This window comes from Streptomyces viridochromogenes (assembly GCF_001270495.1).
In the GTDB taxonomy this organism is placed as follows: domain Bacteria; phylum Actinomycetota; class Actinomycetes; order Streptomycetales; family Streptomycetaceae; genus Streptomyces; species Streptomyces viridochromogenes_A.
Genome location: NZ_LGUR01000048.1, coordinates 105,514 through 124,498, shown reverse-complemented (window position 1 = coordinate 124,498; position 18,985 = coordinate 105,514). Strand labels below are relative to the sequence as shown.

At 71.7% G+C, this 18,985-nt stretch carries 18 protein-coding genes and 1 riboswitch; of the genes, 9 read left to right on the top strand and 9 right to left on the bottom strand.

The features are described from left to right. Positions 1–14 precede the first annotated feature (14 nt). Genes ADK36_RS07905 through ADK36_RS07890 form a run of 4 tightly spaced genes read left to right on the top strand, consistent with a single transcriptional unit; the run spans position 15 to position 5,548 of the window. Complete coding sequence (locus tag ADK36_RS07905) at positions 15–1,544, top strand: GMC family oxidoreductase (RefSeq protein WP_048586858.1); 1,530 nt, start codon at positions 15–17, stop codon at positions 1,542–1,544. After that, entirely contained in the window at positions 1,544–2,617 is a 1,074-nt protein-coding gene (locus ADK36_RS07900; protein WP_048586857.1) for a quaternary amine ABC transporter ATP-binding protein, read from the top strand. The genes ADK36_RS07905 and ADK36_RS07900 overlap by 1 nt, the downstream gene beginning before the upstream one ends. Continuing rightward, complete coding sequence (locus ADK36_RS07895) at positions 2,617–4,566, top strand: ABC transporter permease (protein WP_053196830.1); 1,950 nt, start codon at positions 2,617–2,619, stop codon at positions 4,564–4,566. The genes ADK36_RS07900 and ADK36_RS07895 overlap by 1 nt, the downstream gene beginning before the upstream one ends. 1 nt (position 4,567) lies before the next feature. After that, entirely contained in the window at positions 4,568–5,548 is a 981-nt protein-coding gene (locus ADK36_RS07890) for an ABC transporter substrate-binding protein (protein ID WP_048586855.1), read from the top strand. Between the two features lie 27 nt (positions 5,549–5,575). Here ADK36_RS07890 and ADK36_RS07885 read toward each other — a convergent pair whose 3' ends face one another. The 3 genes from ADK36_RS07885 to ADK36_RS07875 are packed head-to-tail and all read right to left on the bottom strand — an operon-like array spanning position 5,576 to position 7,232. Next, on the bottom strand, positions 5,576–6,295 hold the full coding sequence (locus ADK36_RS07885; RefSeq protein ID WP_053196828.1) for an isocitrate lyase/PEP mutase family protein: 720 nt from the start codon (positions 6,293–6,295) through the stop codon (positions 5,576–5,578). Continuing rightward, complete coding sequence (locus ADK36_RS07880) at positions 6,292–6,738, bottom strand: carboxymuconolactone decarboxylase family protein (protein WP_048586853.1); 447 nt, start codon at positions 6,736–6,738, stop codon at positions 6,292–6,294. Before ADK36_RS07880 ends, ADK36_RS07885 begins: the two co-directional genes overlap by 4 nt. Next, positions 6,735–7,232, bottom strand: a complete 498-nt coding sequence (locus tag ADK36_RS07875; RefSeq protein ID WP_048586852.1) for a carboxymuconolactone decarboxylase family protein — start codon at positions 7,230–7,232, stop codon at positions 6,735–6,737. Before ADK36_RS07875 ends, ADK36_RS07880 begins: the two co-directional genes overlap by 4 nt. Positions 7,233–7,279: 47 nt before the next feature. Here ADK36_RS07875 and ADK36_RS07870 point away from each other — a divergent pair, with 47 nt between their 5' ends. Beyond that, positions 7,280–8,800: a PLP-dependent aminotransferase family protein gene (locus ADK36_RS07870; protein WP_048586851.1), complete on the top strand. Its 1,521-nt coding sequence runs from the start codon at positions 7,280–7,282 to the stop codon at positions 8,798–8,800. Between the two features lie 154 nt (positions 8,801–8,954). On the opposite strand, the gene ADK36_RS07865 is transcribed toward ADK36_RS07870, so the two are convergent. Then, positions 8,955–9,845 carry a hypothetical protein gene (locus tag ADK36_RS07865; RefSeq protein ID WP_053196844.1) on the bottom strand — a complete coding sequence of 297 codons (891 nt, stop codon included), beginning with the start codon at positions 9,843–9,845 and terminating at the stop codon, positions 8,955–8,957. 154 nt (positions 9,846–9,999) lie between these two features. Between ADK36_RS07865 and ADK36_RS07860 the strand changes: the two genes are divergently transcribed. From ADK36_RS07860 to ADK36_RS07850, 3 genes are all read left to right on the top strand, one after another. Further along, positions 10,000–10,353 carry a hypothetical protein gene (locus ADK36_RS07860; RefSeq protein WP_048587005.1) on the top strand — a complete coding sequence of 118 codons (354 nt, stop codon included), beginning with the start codon at positions 10,000–10,002 and terminating at the stop codon, positions 10,351–10,353. 70 nt (positions 10,354–10,423) lie between these two features. Continuing rightward, positions 10,424–11,611, top strand: a complete 1,188-nt coding sequence (locus ADK36_RS07855; protein WP_048587006.1) for a glutathionylspermidine synthase family protein — start codon at positions 10,424–10,426, stop codon at positions 11,609–11,611. Between the two features lie 193 nt (positions 11,612–11,804). Then, on the top strand, positions 11,805–12,683 hold the full coding sequence (locus ADK36_RS07850; RefSeq protein WP_048587007.1) for an alpha/beta fold hydrolase: 879 nt from the start codon (positions 11,805–11,807) through the stop codon (positions 12,681–12,683). A gap of 18 nt (positions 12,684–12,701) precedes the next feature. Here the strand turns inward: ADK36_RS07850 and rocD are convergent, their stop codons facing one another. Then, positions 12,702–13,916 carry an ornithine--oxo-acid transaminase gene (rocD, locus tag ADK36_RS07845; RefSeq protein ID WP_048587008.1) on the bottom strand — a complete coding sequence of 405 codons (1,215 nt, stop codon included), beginning with the start codon at positions 13,914–13,916 and terminating at the stop codon, positions 12,702–12,704. Positions 13,917–14,078: 162 nt separating this feature from the next. Further along, a riboswitch (ZMP/ZTP riboswitch) is annotated at positions 14,079–14,175 on the top strand. A 31-nt stretch (positions 14,176–14,206) separates the two neighbouring features. Between rocD and ADK36_RS07840 the strand changes: the two genes are divergently transcribed. After that, entirely contained in the window at positions 14,207–15,655 is a 1,449-nt protein-coding gene (locus tag ADK36_RS07840) for a glycine hydroxymethyltransferase (RefSeq protein ID WP_048587009.1), read from the top strand. A 21-nt stretch (positions 15,656–15,676) separates the two neighbouring features. Here ADK36_RS07840 and ADK36_RS07835 read toward each other — a convergent pair whose 3' ends face one another. From ADK36_RS07835 to ADK36_RS07820, 4 genes are all read right to left on the bottom strand, one after another. Continuing rightward, the gene (locus tag ADK36_RS07835; RefSeq protein WP_053196842.1) at positions 15,677–16,363 is read right to left on the bottom strand and encodes a hypothetical protein; all 687 of its coding nucleotides are present in this window, start codon (positions 16,361–16,363) and stop codon (positions 15,677–15,679) included. A gap of 29 nt (positions 16,364–16,392) precedes the next feature. Beyond that, complete coding sequence (locus tag ADK36_RS07830) at positions 16,393–17,112, bottom strand: hypothetical protein (protein ID WP_053196825.1); 720 nt, start codon at positions 17,110–17,112, stop codon at positions 16,393–16,395. A gap of 232 nt (positions 17,113–17,344) precedes the next feature. Next, positions 17,345–18,427, bottom strand: a complete 1,083-nt coding sequence (locus ADK36_RS07825; protein WP_425315481.1) for a hypothetical protein — start codon at positions 18,425–18,427, stop codon at positions 17,345–17,347. Then, entirely contained in the window at positions 18,420–18,980 is a 561-nt protein-coding gene (locus ADK36_RS07820; RefSeq protein ID WP_048587011.1) for an RNA polymerase sigma factor, read from the bottom strand. Before ADK36_RS07820 ends, ADK36_RS07825 begins: the two co-directional genes overlap by 8 nt. Positions 18,981–18,985 lie beyond the last annotated feature (5 nt).

Here is an 18,985-nt window from a genome sequence, read left to right as displayed (position 1 = left end):
TGGAGTACCCCCACATGCCCGAGAACACCCCTGTCTACGACTACGTCGTCATAGGCGGCGGAACCGCAGGTTCCGTCATCGCCTCCCGTCTCACCGAGAACCCCGACACCACCGTCGCCGTCATCGAGGGCGGCCCCAGTGACGTCGACCGTGAGGACGTCCTCACCCTGCGCCGCTGGATGGGTCTCCTCGGCGGCGAGCTGGACTACGACTACCCGACGACCGAGCAGCCCCGCGGCAACTCGCACATCCGGCACAGCAGGGCCCGCGTGCTGGGCGGCTGTTCCTCGCACAACACGCTCATCGCCTTCAAGCCGCTGCCGTCCGACTGGGACGAGTGGGAGGAAGCCGGCGCCAAGGGCTGGGGCGCGGTGCCGATGGAGGCGTACTACGCCCGTCTGAAGAACAACATCGTCCCGGTCGACGAGAAGGACCGGAACGCCATCGCCCGCGACTTCGTCGACGCGGCGCAGGGCGCGCTCGGCGTCCCGCGCGTCGAGGGCTTCAACAAGCAGCCCTTCACCGAGGGCGTCGGCTTCTTCGACCTCGCCTACCACCCCGAGAACAACAAGCGCTCGTCGGCGTCGGTGGCGTATCTGCACCCGGTGATGGACGAGCGCGAGAACCTGACGATCCTGCTGGAGACCTGGGCGTACAAGCTGGAGCTCGACGGCACGCGTGCCGAGGGCGTCCACGTCCGCACCAAGGACGGCGAGGAAGTCCTGATCCGCGCCCGGCGCGAGGTCGTCCTGTGTGCGGGCGCCGTCGACTCGCCCCGGCTGCTGATGCACTCCGGCATCGGTCCCAAGGAGGACCTCACCCGGCTGGGCATACCGGTGGTTCACGACCTGCCGGGTGTCGGCGAGAACCTGCTCGACCACCCCGAGTCGGTGATCGTCTGGGAGACCGACGGCCCGATCCCGGACAACTCCGCGATGGACTCCGACGCGGGCCTTTTCGTCCGCCGGGACCTCGAACACCCGGGCCCGGACCTGATGTTCCACTTCTACCAGATCCCGTTCACGGACAACCCGGAGCGACTGGGCTACGAGCGGCCGGAGTTCGGGGTGTCCATGACCCCGAACATCCCCAAGCCGAAGAGCCGCGGCCGGCTCTACCTGACCAGCGCCGACCCGTCCGTCAAGCCCGCGCTCGACTTCCGCTACTTCACCGACGAGGACGACTACGACGGCCGCACCCTCGTCGACGGGATCCGCATCGCCCGCGAGATCGCCAGGACCGAACCGCTGGCGGGCTGGCTCAAGCGGGAGGTGTGCCCCGGCCCCGACGTCACCGGCGACGAGGAGCTGAGCGAGTACGCCCGCAAGGTCGCCCACACCGTGTACCACCCGGCCGGCACCTGCCGTATGGGCGCCGCCGACGACGAACAGGCCGTGGTGGACCCGCAGTTGAGGATCCGCGGCCTGGACAAAATTCGTATCGCCGACGCCTCCGTGTTCCCGACGATGACCGCCGTGAACCCGATGATCGGGGTGCTCATGGTCGGGGAGAAGGCCGTCGATCTGCTTGGAGGTGAGGCGTGATGAGTACTACCCCTGCTACCGCTGGTACGACTGGTACCCCCGTTTTCTCTGTCGAAGGTCTCTGGAAGGTCTTCGGACCGAAGGCGCACAGCGTCCCGGGCGACCCGGAGCTGGCCGGGCTCACGCCCGCCGAGCTGCGCGCCCGCACCGGCTGCACGGCGGCGGTCCAGGACGTCTCCTTCGACGTCCGCAAGGGCGAGGTCTTCGTCGTCATGGGCCTGTCGGGCTCCGGCAAGTCCACGCTGGTGCGCTGTCTGACCCGGCTCATCGAGCCGACGGCCGGCACCATCGCCATCGACGGCGAGGACGTCCGCGCCATGGACAAGACCCGCCTGCGCGAACTGCGCCGCCACCGCGCCGCGATGGTCTTCCAGCACTTCGGCCTGCTCCCGCACCGCACGGTCCTGGACAACGTGGCGTACGGCCTGGAGATCCAGGGCGTCGGCAAGGCCGAGCGCCGTGAGCGGGCCGCCCAGGTCGTCGCCAAGGTCGGCCTGGAGGGCATGGAGCACCGCAGGCCGGGCCAGCTGTCCGGCGGTCAGCGCCAGCGTGTCGGCCTGGCCCGGGCGCTGGCGGTGGACCCCGAGGTCCTGCTCTTCGACGAGCCGTTCAGCGCGCTCGACCCGCTGATCCGGCGGGACATGCAGGAGGAGGTCGTCCGCCTGCACCGCGAGGAGGGCCGCACGATGGTCTTCATCACCCATGACCTCAGCGAGGCCCTGAAGCTCGGCGACCGCATCGCCCTCATGCGCGACGGCCGCGTCGTCCAGCTGGGCACCCCGGAGGAGATCGTGGGCTCCCCGGCCGACGACTATGTGCGCGAGTTCGTCCGCGACGTCCCGCGCGAGCAGGTCCTGACCGTGCGTTCGGCCATGCGCGCCGCGTCGGCGGACGAGAACGGCAGCGGGCCGGCGGTCTCACCGGACGCGACGGTGTCCGAGGCGATCGAGGCCGTGGCGCGTACCGGGGCCCCGGCCCGGGTCATGGAAGGGGGCCGTTGTCTGGGGGTGGTCGACCACGAACGGCTTCTCGGCGTCGTAGCGGGGACGGGCCGGCGCAAGGAGGTGGCTTGATGGCCACCGTCACAGCCGCCGCCCCGCGCGCCGCCCTGCCCGGCATCCTGAAACAGCCCGTCGTCCGCAAGCTCCTGCTGCTCGCCCTCGTCGCCGCGATCCTCGTGCCCCTGGCGAACGCCCGCTGGGCGAGCGGCACCTGGCCCGCCGCGCTGACCGTCGACTTCTCCGACCAGCTCACCAAGGCCAGCGTCTGGATCATCGACAACCGGGACAGCCACCCGCTCTTCGTCTACTTCTTCGGACACATCAGCAACGCGGTCGTGATCTGCGTACGCGCCGTCTACCTGGTGCTGCTCGCGGCCGGCTGGGCCGGCGTCACCGCCGCCGCGGCCCTGACCGCCTGGCGGGTCGCGGGCTGGAGACTTGCCGCCGGTACCGGTGCCGCGTTCCTGGCCTGCGGGTTCCTCGGCATGTGGATCCCCACCATGCAGACCCTCGCGCTCATGGTCGTGGCGGTCCTCGCCTCGGTCGTCGTGGGCGCGCTGCTGGGCCTCGCCGCCGGGCTTTCCGACCGTATGGACAGGATTCTGCGCCCCGTCCTGGACACCATGCAGGTGCTTCCCGCGTACGCCTACCTGCTTCCCGTCGTCCTGGTCTTCGGCATGGGCGTCCCCGCGGCCGTCCTGGCCACCGTCGTCTACGCCGCCCCGCCGATGGCCCGCCTCACCGCCCTCGGCCTGCGCGGCGCCGACAAGGAGGTACTGGAGGCGGTCGAGTCGCTCGGCGCCACCGCGCGGCAGCGCCTGCTGACCGCCCGTATCCCGCTGGCCAGCAAGGAACTCCTGCTCGGCCTCAACCAGACGATCATGATGGCGCTGTCGATGGCGGTCATCGCGTCGGTCATCGGCGCGGGCGGCCTCGGTGACCGCGTCTACCAGGCGCTGGGGTCCGTGGACGTGGGTGCGGCGCTCGCGGCCGGCATCCCGATCGTGCTGCTCGCCGTCGTCCTGGACCGGGTGACGGGAGCGGCGGGGGAGGGGCTCGGCGCGGAGCCGCAGCCGAACGGCCGGACACGCTGGCTGTTCACCCTGGTCGCCGCCGTGGCCGTAGCCGTCGCCGGGCGTCTCATGGGCCGCCTCGACTGGCCCGACGCCTGGACCCTGAACATCGCCGAGCCCGTCAACCGCGCCGTCGACTGGATGACCGACCACCTCTACTCCGGCGTCCCCGTCGTCGGCGGCACCGCCGACTGGGCGGCCCACTTCACCACCTGGGTCCTCGACCCCGTCCGCGACACCCTGCAGTGGCTGCCCTGGTGGTCGGTCCTGCTGATCGTCGCCGCCCTCGCCTGGCTGATCGGCACCTGGCGCACCGCGCTCACCGCCGTGCTCGCCATGGCCGCGATCGGCGTCCTGGGCGTGTGGACCCCGTCGCTCGACACCCTCTCCCAGGTGCTGGCGGCCGTCGCCGTCACCCTGGTCCTGGGCTTCGCGACCGGCATCGCGGCAGCCCGCAGCGACCGCGTCGAACGGCTGCTGAGGCCCGTCCTGGACGTGTTCCAGACGATGCCGCAGTTCGTGTACCTGATCCCGGTGGTGGCACTGTTCGGCGTCGGCCGCGCACCCGCGGTCGCCGCGGCCGTCGTCTACGCCCTGCCCGCCGTCGTCCGCATCACCACCCAGGGCCTGCGCCAGGTCGACCCGGCCGCCCTGGAGTCGGCCCGCTCGCTCGGCGCGACCCCCGCCCAGCAGCTGCGGCAGGTCCAACTCCCGCTCGCCCGCCCGGCGCTGCTGCTCGCCGTCAACCAGGGCGTGGTCCTGGTCCTCGCCGTCGTCATCATCGGCGGCCTGGTCGGCGGTGGCGCGCTCGGCTACGAGGTCGTCGCCGGTCTCGCGCAGGGCGACCTCGCGACCGGTCTGGTGGCCGGCGCGGCGATCGTCTGCCTGGGCCTGATGCTCGACCGGGTGACCCAGCCGACGGAACGCCGCGCGAAGAAGGGAGCGTGACATGCGACTTCGTAAACCTGTCCGGGGCCGTTTCCGTACGACTGCCGTAGTGGCCGGCGTGTCCTCGCTGGCGCTGCTCACCGGCTGTGGCGCCGCCGACATGACCAAGCAGGCCTCGCCGTTCGCCAACGCGCAGGGCGCCAAGTCCGTGACCCTGTCCGTCCAGTCCTGGGTGGGCGCGCAGGCCAACGTGGCCGTGGCCCAGTACCTGCTGGAGCACGAGCTCGGCTACCGCGTCGACACCGTCCAGATCGACGAGGTCCCCGCCTGGGACGCGCTCAGCCAGGGCCGTGTCGACGCGCTCATGGAGGACTGGGGCCACCCGGAGGAGGAGCAGCGGTACGTCAAGGACAAGAAGACGATCGTGCCCGGCGGCGACCTCGGGGTCACCGGGCACATCGGCTGGTACGTCCCGACGTACTTCGCCAAGCAGCACCCGGACGTCACCGACTGGAAGAACCTCGACAAGTACGCCGACGCCATGCGCACCGCGGAGAGCGGCGGCAAGGGCCAGCTGATGGACGGCTCGCCCTCCTACGTCACCAACGACAAGGCGCTGGTGAAGAACCTGGACCTGGACTACCAGGTGGTGTTCGCCGGTTCGGAGGCCGCGCAGATCACGCAGATCAAGCAGTTCGCCAAGGAGAAGAAGCCCTTCCTGACGTACTGGTACTCCCCGCAGTGGCTGTTCAAGAAGGTCCCCATGACCGAGGTGAAGCTGCCGGCGTACAAGGAGGGCTGCGACGCCGACCCGGAGAAGGTCGCCTGCGCCTATCCGCACACCCCGCTGCAGAAGTACCTCAACGCGGACTTCGCCAAGACCGGCGGCGAGGCGGCGGCCCTGCTGAAGAAGTTCAAGTGGACGACCGAGGACCAGAACGAGGTCTCCCTGATGATCGCCGAGCAGAAGCTGTCGCCGGAGGAGGCGGCGAAGAAGTGGGTGGACAGCCACGAGTCCACGTGGAAGGCGTGGCTGTCCTGAACCTCCCCAGGTCCGGTCCGGTCCGGCCTAGGGCCTGAGGCCGTCGGCGATGTCACGCAGCGCCCGTGCCGCGCTGCGCAGCAGTCCCGGCCCGAACGTGACGCGGGTGGCCCCGAGTTCACCGAGTTCGGTGGGCGAGGGGCCCTCGTCCGGCCTCGCGTACACGTTGACCGGCCCTTCGATACCGGACCGCAGCAGGGGCAGTAGGTTCGCCGGGGCGCCGATCGGATAGACGCAGTCGGCGCCCGCGGCGACGTACAGCGCGGCTCGCTCGATGGCGCGTTCGGGATCGGCGTCGCCGTACTCGAAGGTGTCGACGCGCGCGTTGACGAAGAGCCGGTCACCGGCCGCGTACCGCACCTCCGCGAGCCATTCGGCGTGCTCGCGCGGGTCCTTGAGGACACCCCCGTTCGAGTCCTCAAGGTTGCAGCCCACGGCCCCGGCCTCCAGCAGCCGCTCCACCAGCTCCTTCGGCGCCAGCCCGTACCCGCCCTCCACGTCCGCCGACACCGGTACGTCCACGGCCCGCACGATGCGCGCCACCGCGGCGAACATCTCGTCGGCCGGGACCTCCCCGTCCGCGTACCCGAGCGAGAGCGCGACCCCCGCGCTGGGCGTGGCGAGCGCGGGGAACCCGGCCTTCTCGAACACCTGGGCGCTCACCGCGTCCCAGGGGCCCGGCAGTACGAGCGGGTCGTCGGGCAGCCGCCCCTTGTGCAGGGCGCGGAAGACATCCACCTTCCTCATGGCGTGTAACCTCCCGGCGGGATCCGGCGGCCGACCATCACCCGGTTCCAGTTGTTGATGGCGACGATCAGCCCGACGAGATGGGCGAGCCGGACGTCGTCGAAGTGGGCGGCGGCCTTCGCGTACACCTCGTCCGGTACGAACCCGTCCGTCAGCACGGTCACGGCCTCCGTCAGCGCGAGCGCGGCCCGCTCCCGCTCGTCGAAGACGCCCTCGGCCTCCTCCCAGGCGGCCAGCAGGTCGAGCTGTGCTTCGCTCACCCCGTGCTTCCGCGCGATGGTGAGGTGCATGTCCAGGCAGAAGGCGCAGTGGTTGAGCTGCGAGGCCCGGATCATGACGAGTTCGGCGAGTGCGGGGTCGCCGAGGCCATGCTTCGCGACGGCGCTGAGCGACGACATGGCCTGGCCGACCGTCCGGTCCAGGAGCGCGGTGCGGACCGTCACGCGTGCTGTCCCGGCTGGTAGTGCCCGGGCACCCGACGGCAGGCCACCCCGAACCGGTTCCAGGCGTTGATCACCGTGATCGCGGCGATCAGCTGGGCCAGTTCGGCCTCCTCGAAGTGCTTCGCGGCCTTCGCGTACACCTCGTCGGGCACGAAGCCGTCCGTCAGCACGGTCACCGCCTCCGTCAGCTCCAGCGCCGCGAGTTCCTTCTCCGTGTAGAAGTGCTCGGACTCCTCCCACGCGCTGAGCTGGATGATCCGCTCGACGCTCTCCCCGGCGGCGAGCGCGTCCTTGCTGTGCATGTCGAGGCAGAGCGCGCAGTGGTTGATCTGCGAGGCGCGGATCTTCACCAGCTCCAGCAGCTTCGGCTCGACGCCCTTCCGGGCCGCCGCGTCCAGCCGGACCATGGCCTTGAAGACGTCCGGGGCGAGGGTGGCCCAGTCCAGGCGTTGGGTGTGTTCTGGGGCGTACTGGATGGTCTGGTCAGTGGTCATGCCACCGACCCTACGAACGATGCAGCCCACGGGTATGGTCCATTTCCATGGCGGAATCATGGGCCACTTTCGGCGTCGACCTGCACCTTGAGCCGGCCGGTCCCGGTCTGCGCCGGGGCCTGACCGACGCCCTGCGCGACGCGGTCCGCACCGGCCGCCTCGCCCCCGGCACCCGGCTGCCCTCCTCCCGCGCCCTCGCCGCCGACCTCGGTATCGCCCGCAACACCGTCGCCGACGCCTACGCCGACCTCGTCGCCGAGGGCTGGCTCACGGCACGGCAGGGTTCGGGCACCCGGGTCGCGGAGCGGAGGGTCGTCCCGTCGGCCGGCACGGTTCGCCGGCCCCGCGAGCGCGGCCGACCGGAGTACGACCTGCGCCCCGGCTGGCCCGACCTCGCCTCGTTCCCGCGCACGGAGTGGCTCCGTGCAGCCCGCCGCGCCCTGGCCGCCGCCCCGAACGACGCCCTCGGCTACGGCGATCCACATGGCCGCCCCGAACTACGCACCGCCCTCGCCGGCTACCTCTCCCGCGTACGGGGCGTACGCGCCGACCCCGAACGGATCCTGGTGTGCGGCGGGATCTCACACGGCCTGAGGATCCTCGGCGCGGTGCTACGGGCACGCGGGGTGAGCACGGTCGCAGTCGAGTCGTACGGCCTGCGGGCCCACTGGGACATCCTGGAGGGGGCGGGGCTGCACACGGCGTCTCTGCCCTACGACGAACTCGGCACGGATCCAAGGGCGTTGGTCCACGGGTGGGGCGGCGTTCCGCCAACGCCGCACAGGGGCGCGGGCGGTGTCCATATGCGGCTCCGCCGCGCGGGCGCGACCGGCCACCGTAGCCCCGCAGACGACGAACGACCCACCGCGGCGCCCCCAGCGGAGCACCCTGGCGCGGTCCTGCTCACTCCCGCGCACCAGTTCCCGATGGGTGTGCCCCTGCACCGTGACCGGCGCGCGGCCCTCGTGGACTGGGCGCGGCGCGCCGGCGGGCTGGTCCTGGAGGACGACTACGACGGCGAGTTCCGCTACGACCGCCAGCCCGTCGGCGCGCTCCAGGGCCTCGACCCCGACCGGGTCGTCTACCTCGGCACCGCGAGCAAGTCCCTCGCCCCCGGCCTGCGACTGGCCTGGTTGGTGCTGCCGCCCGCGCTGGTGGAGGAGGCCACGGCGGAGAAGGGCGGCGTCGACACATGCGGGGCGCTGGACCAGCTGACGCTGGCGGAGTTCCTCACGTCCGGCGCCTACGACCGCCACGTACGCGCCGCCCGGCTGCGCTACCGGCGCCGGCGCGACGCCCTGGTCGCGGCCCTCGCCGAGCGCGCCCCGCAGGTCAGCGCCACCGGCATCGCAGCCGGACTGCATGCCGTACTCCGACTCCCGCCGGGCACCGAGCAGTCGGTCGTGCAGGCGGCCCACTGGCAGGACCTCGCCGTGCACGGCCTCACCCGGTACCGCCGCCCCGACGCGCTGGTGGAGCCGTTGGACGCGCTGGTCGTCGGGTACGGGAGACCGCCGGACCACGGATGGTCGGGGGCGCTGGACGCGCTGTGCGCGACACTGCCCTGATCATCAGGTCGGCCGGCCGAACGTGGCGCACGATGCGGCGCCGCGGTCGCAGATGGTCCAGAGCGGTGTCGGCGGCGGCGCTGTCGAACAGGGCTGCCGCGCGCCGCACCTCGGCGAGGTCGGAGACCGCCACAGGAGTGGAAGTCGGCCGCCGTCACGTCGTCTTTTCGCCCTGCCCCTCGTCGAACTGCCCCTCTTCGGACTGACCCCGTCCGACCTGATCCTCTTCGACCGGCGCCTCCCCGAACCGCGCCAACGCCAGTGCCCCCGCCACGGCGACCACGAACCCCAGCACCGCCAGCCAGGCCAGCCCCTCCCGCGTACGGTCCCCGAGCCACACCACGCCCACCAGTGCCGGCCCGATCGTCTCCCCGATCACCATCGCCGCGGTGGCCGTGGTCACCGAGCCGCGCTGCAACGCCGACGTCAGCGCCAGAAACGCCGCCCCGCCCCCCAACAGCAGCGCATACGTCGCCGGATTCACCACCAGCTCCGACACCGCGACCGAGTCGATCAGCCGTACCGCCACCTCCACCACCCCGAAGCCGAAACCGGCCGCCAGTCCGAGCACCAACCCCCGCCCCCGCTCCGGCAGCCGCCCACCCGCGAGCCCCACCCCCAGCACCCCCAGGGCCACCCCGAGCATCGCGAACCGGAGCGCATCCGAACCGCCCCTGTCCCCCTCCGCCCCCGAGGCCAGCCCGAGCATCGCCAGCCCGGCACACACCACCGCCACCGCGGCCCACTCGCTCCGCCGCAACCGCACCCGGAGCAACCGCGCCGCGACGACCGCGGTCACCGCGAGACTGGACGCCAACGCCGCCGAGACGGCGTAGATGGGAAGCGACCGCAGGGCGGCGACCTGCAGGACGAACCCCAGCCCGTCCAGGGCCAGCCCGGCCAGGTACCGCCACTGCCGTAGCGCCCGCAGCAGGACTCCGGCCTCGCCACCCCGGCCCCCCTGCGCGCTCGCGGCCCGCGCGGCCACCGCCTGCAGCACGGTGGCCGTACCGAAACAGACCGCCGCACCCAGCGCACACAGCATCCCAAACAGCACAAAGCGACTCTAGGTGAGCAGGAGAAACGGCAGCCCCCCGACAGCCGCACTCTTAACGATCTCTAGGCTGTCCGCCTGAAGTACGACGAACAACCGGATCACCGGGAACTCCGGATCCCGGGACCTATCGGGGGAGACACACATGGCGGAAACGCGACGCCGACTGCGCTCTAGCACGGTCGTCCTCGGCGGCATGGGAGTCATAGCCGCGGCACTGACCTCGTGCAGCTCCGACCCCGACCGGCGCTGCGTGGACCGCGACAGCTACACCTACGAGGGCTACAAGGTCATCGCGGACAAGAACTGCAACTCCGGCGGCAGCTCCAGCTCCTCGTACGGCAAGAGCGGCAGGAAGAAGACCGGCAGCTCCGACGCCGCCTGGTACTACGACGCCGACACCGACGACGGCCGCGCCGACTACGGCACCTTCAGCCGCAGCGAGGCCGTCGACCGCGGCGGCTTCGGCTGCTCGGGCTCGGGCAGCAGCGGCGGCTGAGCGGGCAGGGCAGGTCCCAGGCAGAGCAGGCAGGTCAGGCAGAGCAGAGCAGAGCAGAGCACCGTACGAGATGGAACGCCGCACGACAGACCCCCGCCCCGACTGGCAGCGGACCGTCGAGGAGCAGGGGCTCATCTATCCCCTCACCCGCCACCCCGACGACTCCCTGCGCCCGTACTGGGACGAGAGCGCCTACTACGTCTTCTCGCTCCCGGAGGTCGAGACGCTGGAGGAGGTCGTCGAGGACCTCCACACCATGTGCCTGGCGGCGGCCGAGCACATCGTCGCCGAGCACCGCTTCGCCGACCTCGGCATCACCGACCCGCGCATCGCGGAAGTGGTCGCCGAGGCATGGCGCCGCCGCGCCGAACTCCCCTCCGTCTACGGCCGCTTCGACCTCCGCTACGACGGCACCGGCCCGGCGAAACTCCTGGAGTACAACGCCGACACCCCGACGTCCCTCGTCGAGGCCGCCTCGCCCCAGTGGTTCTGGATGGAGGAGCGCTTCCCCGGCGCCGACCAGTGGAACTCCCTCCATGAACGCCTCGTCGCCGCCTGGAGGAAACAGTCCGCCCTGCTCCCGCCCGGCAGCCCCCTCTACTTCGCGTACTCCTCGGCCGACGAACTCGGCGAGGACCTGATGACGGTGGCCTACCTCAAGGAGACCGCGGAACAGGCGGGCCTGGACACCGGCTGGATCTCCATGGAGGAGATCGGCTGGGACCGTCTCTCCGGCCGCTTCGTCGACACCCAACTCCGCTTCATCCGCAGCTGCTTCAAGCTCTACCCCTGGGAGTGGCTCACCACGGACCGCTTCGCCGGCCACGTCCTGGACACCCTCGACAACGGCGGCGGCACGGGCACGACCCTTTGGATCGAACCGGCCTGGAAGATGCTCCTCAGCAACAAGGCCCTCCTCGCCATCCTCTGGGAGCTCTACCCGGACCACCCGAACCTCCTCCCCGCCTACCTCGACGGGCCACGGGAGTTGGCGGGCACCACCGGCTATGTCGCCAAGCCCCTGCTCGGCCGCGAGGGCGCCGGCGTGACGATCCACGAACCCGGAGCCCAGGCGGCGGTCGTCCGCGAAGAACCCTGCTGCTACCAGCAGTTGGCCCCGCTCCCCGCCTTCGACGGCAACCACGTCGTCCTCGGCGCATGGGTCGTCGAGGACGAGTCGGCCGGCCTCGGCATCCGCGAGTCGTCCGGCCTGATCACGGACGAGTACGCCCGCTTCCTGCCACACGTGATCCTTTAGCGGCCGTACGCCGAGTAGCGGCCGTACGCCGAACGGCTGTCGCACATCGAAGGCGGCAGACCCGGATGAGCGCCCCCCCCCGCGATGCCGCATACAGGGTGGCCGGCGCCACCAAGTTCCGATACGGTACGTCTCGTCTCGAACTCTCTTTCTTTCTTTCTGGTCGCATCGCACCCACAGGGAGCCCGCCCTCATGGACCACCTCATCGACCTGGACACGGCACCCGGGATCCGCCTCTGGGCAGAGGACCGCGGCGCCCCCGACGCACCCCCGCTTCTCCTGATCATGGGCGCGCAGGCCTCCGGCCTCGGCTGGCCCGACGAACTCGTCGCCCTCCTCGCCGCCCAGCACCGCGTCATCCGCTACGACCACCGCGACACCGGCCGCTCCACCTGGGCCTACGACGACCAGCCCTACCCCCTCACCACCCTCGCCGACGACGCCCTCGCGGTCCTGGACGGACTCGGCGTCGCCCGCGCCCATGTCGTCGGTATGTCGCTGGGCGGCATGCTCACCCAGCTCCTGATCGCCGATCACCCCGACCGCCTGCTGAGTGCGACCCTGATCGGCACGAGCGCCCTGAGCGACACCCCTTACATCCACCCGGACGGCACCCGCACCCCGGTGGAGGAACTCCCCGGAATAGACCCCCGCATCATGGAGCTGTGGTCCCAGCCCTGGAGCGACGAGGGCCGGGAGGCTGAACTGGACCGCCGGGTCGCCCACTGGCGGCTTCTGTCCGGCGGCCACATCCCCTTCGACGCCGACTACTTCCGCACCCTCGACCGCAAGGTCATCGCCCACACCGGCCATCACCGGCCCGGCGACGCCCATGGCCGCGCCGACTACTCGGGCATGCTCCGTACCGAACAACTCGCCCGGACCACGGTCCCCACCCTCGTCGTCTCAGCGCCCGCCGAACCGGTCTTCCCCCTCCCGCACGCCCAGCACCTCGCCCAGACGATCCACGGCGCCCACGTCGTCGAGATCCCCGGCATGGGCCACGCACTCCCGCCCGAGATCCACAAACCCCTCGCCACCGCGATCCTCGACCACACCGCACACCGCTGACGCCGGGCGGCGGCCGACTCACACCCCGAGTACACCCCGCAACTGGGCGAGCCCCCAGTCCAGATCCTCCTTCCCGATCACCAGGGGCGGCGCGATACGGATCGTCGCCCCCTGGGTGTCCTTCACCAGCACACCCCGGTCCATCAGCTTCTCGGACACCTCCCGCCCCGTGCCGAACGCCCGGCCGATGTCGACCCCCGCCCACAGCCCGCGCCCCCGCACCGCCGTCACCCGGCCCGTCCCGGCCAACAGGGCCAGTTCCCGGTGCAGATGCGCGCCGAGCTCCGCCGACCGCTCCTGGAACTCGCCTGTCCGCAGCATCGCGATCACCTCCAGCGCCACCGCACACGCCAGCGGATTCCCGCCGAACGTCGACCCGTGCTCCCCGGGCCGGAAGACCCCCAGCACCTCGGCCGACGACACCACCGCCGACACCGGCACCACCCCGCCCCCGAGCGCCTTCCCCAGCACATACGCATCCGGCACCACACCCTCGTGCTCGCACGCGAACGTACGACCCGTGCGCCCCAGCCCCGACTGGATCTCGTCCGCGACGAACAGCACGTTCCGCTCCCGCGTCAGCTCCCGCACCGCCGGCAGATAGCCGGCCGGCGGAACGAGCACCCCCGCCTCGCCCTGGATCGGCTCCAGCAGCACGGCCACCGTGTTCTCCGTCAACGCCTCCCGCATCGCCGTCAGATCCCCGTACGGCACGATCTCGAAGCCCGGTGTGTACGGCCCGTAGTCCGCCCGCGCCTCCGGGTCGGTGGAGAAGCTGATGATCGTCGTGGTGCGGCCGTGGAAGTTGTTGCCGGCGACGACGATCTTCGCCATCTCCGCCGGCACCCCCTTGACCCGGTAGCCCCACTTGCGGGCGGTCTTCACGGCCGTCTCCACCGCTTCCGCCCCCGTGTTCATCGGCAGCACCATCTCCATCCCGCACAGCTCGGCGAGCTGCTCGCAGAACGCCGCGAACCGGTCGTGATGAAACGCCCGCGACGTCAGCGTCACCCGCTCCAGCTGCGCCTTCGCCGCGTCCACGATCCGCCGGTTGCCGTGCCCGAAGTTGAGCGCCGAATACCCGGCCAGCAGATCCAGATACCGTCGCCCTTCCACATCCGTCATCCACGCCCCGTCCGCCGTCGCCACCACGACCGGCAACGGGTGGTAGTTGTGGGCGCTGTGCGCGTCGACCGCGGCGATCAGGGACTCGGTGGTGCTCGACCTGCTCACGGGGCTCTCCGTTTCCGCCACCACGAGGGCTCGTGTCCCGACCGTCACGAGGCTCGCGGCCACTGTCCATTTCTGGCCTTACGAGTGCTTTGCGGCCCCTTCCTATCGTTGCTCGCATGGTGGACGCGGGACCAGGCGGCGTCGGCGCGCCCGGTAGGCTGATCGACGGGCCGTGACTGGCGCGCTGGGATGGACCAACCATCGGGGAGCGGCCCCTGGACCGAGTCCAGACCGAGTGCCGTGCGCCTGGGCCGTACCGTGAACGCTGCACACGACGTCCGGAGGTCCCCATGTCAGCCGAGCCCCTCTCCAACGAGTCCACCGCCTTCCGTGCCGCCCTCGATGTGATCCGCGCCGTCGAGCCGCGCGTGGCCGACGCCATCGGCCAGGAGGTCGCCGACCAGCGCGAGATGCTCAAACTGATCGCCTCCGAGAACTACGCCTCCCCGGCCACCCTCCTGGCGATGGGCAACTGGTTCAGCGACAAGTACGCCGAGGGCACCATCGGCCGTCGCTTCTACGCCGGCTGCCGCAACGTCGACACCGTCGAGTCCCTCGCCGCCGAGCACGCGAAGGAACTCTTCGGCGCCCGGCACGCCTACGTCCAGCCCCACTCCGGCATCGACGCCAACCTCGTCGCCTTCTGGTCCGTCCTCGCCCAGCGCGTCGAGACCCCCGCCCTGGAGAAGGCCGGCGTCCGCCAGGTCAACGACCTCTCCGAGGCCGACTGGGCCGAGCTCCGCCAGGCCTTCGGCAACCAGCGCATGCTCGGCATGTCCCTGGACGCCGGCGGCCACCTCACCCACGGCTTCCGCCCGAACATCTCCGGCAAGATGTTCGACCAGCGCTCCTACGGCACCGACCCCGCCACCGGCCTCATCGACTACGAGGCCCTGCATCTGTCCGCCCGTGAGTTCAAGCCGCTCATCATCGTCGCCGGCTACTCCGCCTACCCCCGTCTCGTGAACTTCCGGATCATGCGCGAGATCGCCGACGAGGTCGGCGCCACGCTCATGGTGGACATGGCCCACTTCGCGGGTCTCGTCGCCGGCAAGGTCCTCACCGGCGACTTCGACCCGGTCCCGCACGCCCAGATCGTCACCACCACCACCCACAAGTCTCTGCGTGGTCCGCGCGGCGGCATGGTCCTGTGCGACGACTCCCTCAAGGACCAGGTCGACCGCGGCTGCCCGATGGTCCTCGGCGGCCCGCTCCCGCATGTCATGGCAGCCAAGGCCGTCGCCCTGGCCGAGGCCCGCCAGGAGTCCTTCCGCGACTACGCCCAGCGCATCGTGGACAACTCCCGGGCGCTGGCCGAGGGCCTGATGCGCCGGGGCGCGACCCTCGTGACCGGCGGCACCGACAACCACCTCAACCTGATCGACGTCGCCTCCTCCTACGGCCTCACCGGCCGCCAGGCCGAGGCCGCGCTCCTCGAGTCCGGCATCGTCACCAACCGCAACGCGATCCCGGCCGACCCCAACGGCGCCTGGTACACCTCCGGCATCCGCATCGGCACCCCCGCCCTGACCACGCGTGGCCTGGGCACCGCCGAGATGGACGAGGTCGCCGGCCTCATCGACCGCGTCCTCACCACCACCGAGCCCGGCACCACCAGCAAGGGCGCCCCCTCCAAGGCCCAGCACGTCCTCGACCCGAAGGTCGCCGACGAGATCTCCCGCCGCGCCACCGACCTCGTGGCCGGCTTCCCGCTGTACCCGGAGATCGACCTGGGCTGACGCCCGCGACGCTCCAGGGCCTCACAGGTCCAGGTCGATCAACTCCTGACGTGGTTCCTCCCGCGGCGGTCCGGCTTCCGGCCGGGCCGCCGCGCGGCGTATCAGCAACGTGCCACCGACACCGGTCGCGAACCCTACGGCCAGCCCAGCCACCGCCCACCCGGCGTCGCCCATGGCTGCCCAGGGCCGAGCCTCGGCCGTCGTGGCCACGGCGCGCTCGTCCTCCGTCTCACCGAGCAGCCCTGTCAGGTCCAGCCGCTCGAAGACAGAGCGCGGTGCACGGTGCCAGCGGATGTCGTCGTCCTCCACGTCCGGTGCGGGATCCGACCGCACCCACGGGGTGCCGTCCTCCGCCACGAACAGCTGGTCCTGCCGCTGGACGGCCACGTCCCCTCCCGGCGCCCGGTTCGTCTCGGGCCAGCCACCGATCCCGGTCAGCCCCCAGATCACCGTGAGGCGTATCGGCGGATGACGCCCCCCGACCCAGTCCTCCGGCACCCGCTCCGTGCCGACGTAGGTCGGCTGCAACAGCTGCCAGAGGCGGGCGAAGGGCTGCTCACCGGAGCGCGTCGCCGTCGTCCGCCCGCTGCCGCCTGCGACGACCATCGCCACGTCGGGGACATCCCGAGCCTGCGCCGGCACCGCCGAGGCCGCCGGCGCCGCCCCGCACAGGACCAGCGCGAACGACACCGGTACGAGCAGGACCAAGAGCCGTGCCTTTCCACCCAGGCCGGGCCTCACACGTCCCGCAGCTCCTGCCTCGGCCCCGGCTCACCCCGCAGGCGGTCCAGCGGCAGCCGTGCGGTGAAGGGGCGCAGCACCAGAGCGAGCACCGCTCCGGCCACCGCACCCGGTAGTGCCCACCACCATTCGGTGCCGTCACCCGACCCCGACCCCGAGCCCGAGCCCGACCCCGACCGGGCTGGGGACGCCTCGGTCGCCGTCTCCGCGGCGTCGGCCGCGGGGCCGGGGGCGTCCTTCGCGGCGTCGCCCGTCCCGTCCTCCTCCCACCCCGGCGGGGAGATCGCCGTCCTTCCCTCGCCCGAGACCTTGCCCATCAGGCCCAGCTTCTTGAGCAGGGCACGCAGCCGGGCCGGGTGATCGGCGCGGTGCCAGGTGCCGCTCGTCGTGCTGTCCAGGTTCGCCGTCGTGTGTATCCAGACGTCCTGCCCCCTGTGGGCCGGGTAGACCCGGTCGAGGCGCCAGGGCGTCACGTCATGGACCAGCCACGTGACGTTGATCTGGCGGGCTGCCGTCAGGCCGGCCTCGGGCGGCTTGTCCCGCGTGCCCTCGGCCGCGGTGCCGAGCAGCTGCTCCAGCTCTCCGTACTCCCTGTCGGAGTAGTACAGCGCGGCGGTCTCCGTGCTCTCCGGGGAGACCAGGAGCACACTTGTCGGGCCGCCGGCCGACGCCGGGCTCGCGGTGCCCCACAGCAGCAGGGCGAATGCGGCTGCCAACGCCCCGGTCAGCGCCGTCAGTTCGCGACCCCTGCCCGGCCGCCGTCCGCTCCCGCGCGACCGCGCTCCCGAGCAGTCGGCCTCCTGTCCTCGCAACCGGCCCCCGAAGCGGCCGACCCCATGTCCGCGCATCCGAACCCCCAACCCGAGCGATCCCCGTGCGGCCCGTCCCCGAGCCGCGTGTCACTTCTGGTACACCGCCCGACCCGCCTGGGTTCCCACCCCGATCCACCTATTTCGCGGGCACCTCGGTCGGTCTGCCGAGCGACCGCGCGATCTCAACCGCCCGCTCCTTCGACGCCACCCCTTCCAGCCGCAGCGTCACGGTCTCGCCCTCGGTCTCGTCGGCCCCGCGGGCCTCGTGGGCCTCGTGGGCCCACAGCAACGTCGGCCCGGCCGTCCGCTCCTCGCGGGCGTAGCGCTCCCCGCGCGCGTCCACCAGCCAGAAGGTCAGCAGGTGCGGTCGGGGGAACCACAGAGCCGGGTCGGTCGTGCCGCCGTCGGAGGAGGCCGTGCGCAAGGAGATCCATTGCGGCGGTTCGCGCACCGTCTTGGCGAAGCCGAGGTCCAGGCTCGCCCGCCGCTCCTCCAGCCGTATCGTGCGGCCGTCCTCGCGCCAGCACAGGCTCACCACGAACCGTCCCCGTGACTCACCCGTCACCGCGACCGTGTCCGGCATGCCCAGCTCCTGCGGCACCAGCGGCTCGAACCCGGCCCGGCGTTCCGCCTGGGCGAGCGACATCGAGCGGCCACAGCCCGGGACCTCGGCGCCGGGCGAGGGAACCGCCGACGGGTCGTACCGCACCTCGACTCCGGCGAAGTCGAACCAGTCGAAGACCGCTGCCCGCACCGGGGGGGTGAGCACGAGCACCGCCAGCAGGCCGCACAACGCCGCGGTCAGGGAACGCCACCGCACCCGCGTCCAGCGCCGCACCGCCCGCAGCCGTTCGGCGGGGCCCGGCGGCTCGGCCACGGGCACCGGCAGCTGCTCGGCGAGTATCTGCCCCAGCACACGCTCGACCATCGTCTCGGCGCCGTCCGCCCCACCCTGGGCGTCCAGCGACCGCCCGAGGGCCCGCAACTCCTCGGGCAGCCGTGTGGGGTCGGTGCGACGGAGGCGATCACGAGGGCCTCCGCCGCCGACTCCCCGGCCGTTCCCCCTGTCCCCCCTGTTCCCCTTGCTCCGACCGTTTCGACCGTTTCGACCGGTGGCTTCGTGGCCGTCGGCGCCGTCACGTCCGTACGCACGCCGTCCTTCGCCCTCGTACGCCCCCTGCCCGTCGCCGTCGTCGTACGGCTTCCGTTCGTCACTCATGCTCATCACCCCCTTCCCGAGGCTGAAAATCCGGCAGCAGCCGCCCCAGCTTCCGCAGGGCGCGGTTCAGCCGGGATTTCACCGTGCCCCGGGGCCAGCCCAGGGCCTGGGCCGTCTCGGATTCGTCCATCTCCAGGAGATAGCGGTAGGTGACGACCAGGCGATGCTCCTCGCTCAGCTTCTCCAGGGCGGCTTGCAGTGCCACGCGGCGCTCTATCTCCAGCGCGGCCATCGCCGGGTCCGCCGATTCCGGTATCAACGGCTCCGCCTCCACGAAGGCCGCCTCACGCCCGGCGAGCGTGCGCTGACGGGCCGCCGTACGCACTGTGTTCCTCGTCTCATTGGCGACGATCGCCAGCAGCCAGGGCTTGAACGCCGCGCCGTCCTTGAAGCGGCCCAGCGAGCAGTACGCCTTGACGAAGGCCTGCTGCACCACGTCCTCCGCGTCCGCACCCGCCCCGAGCGCGGCGGCCGCCCTGAGCGCGATGCCCGTATGGGCCCGCACCAGCTGCGCGTACGCCTCCGGCTCTCCGGCGCGTACGCGTGCGATCACCGCGG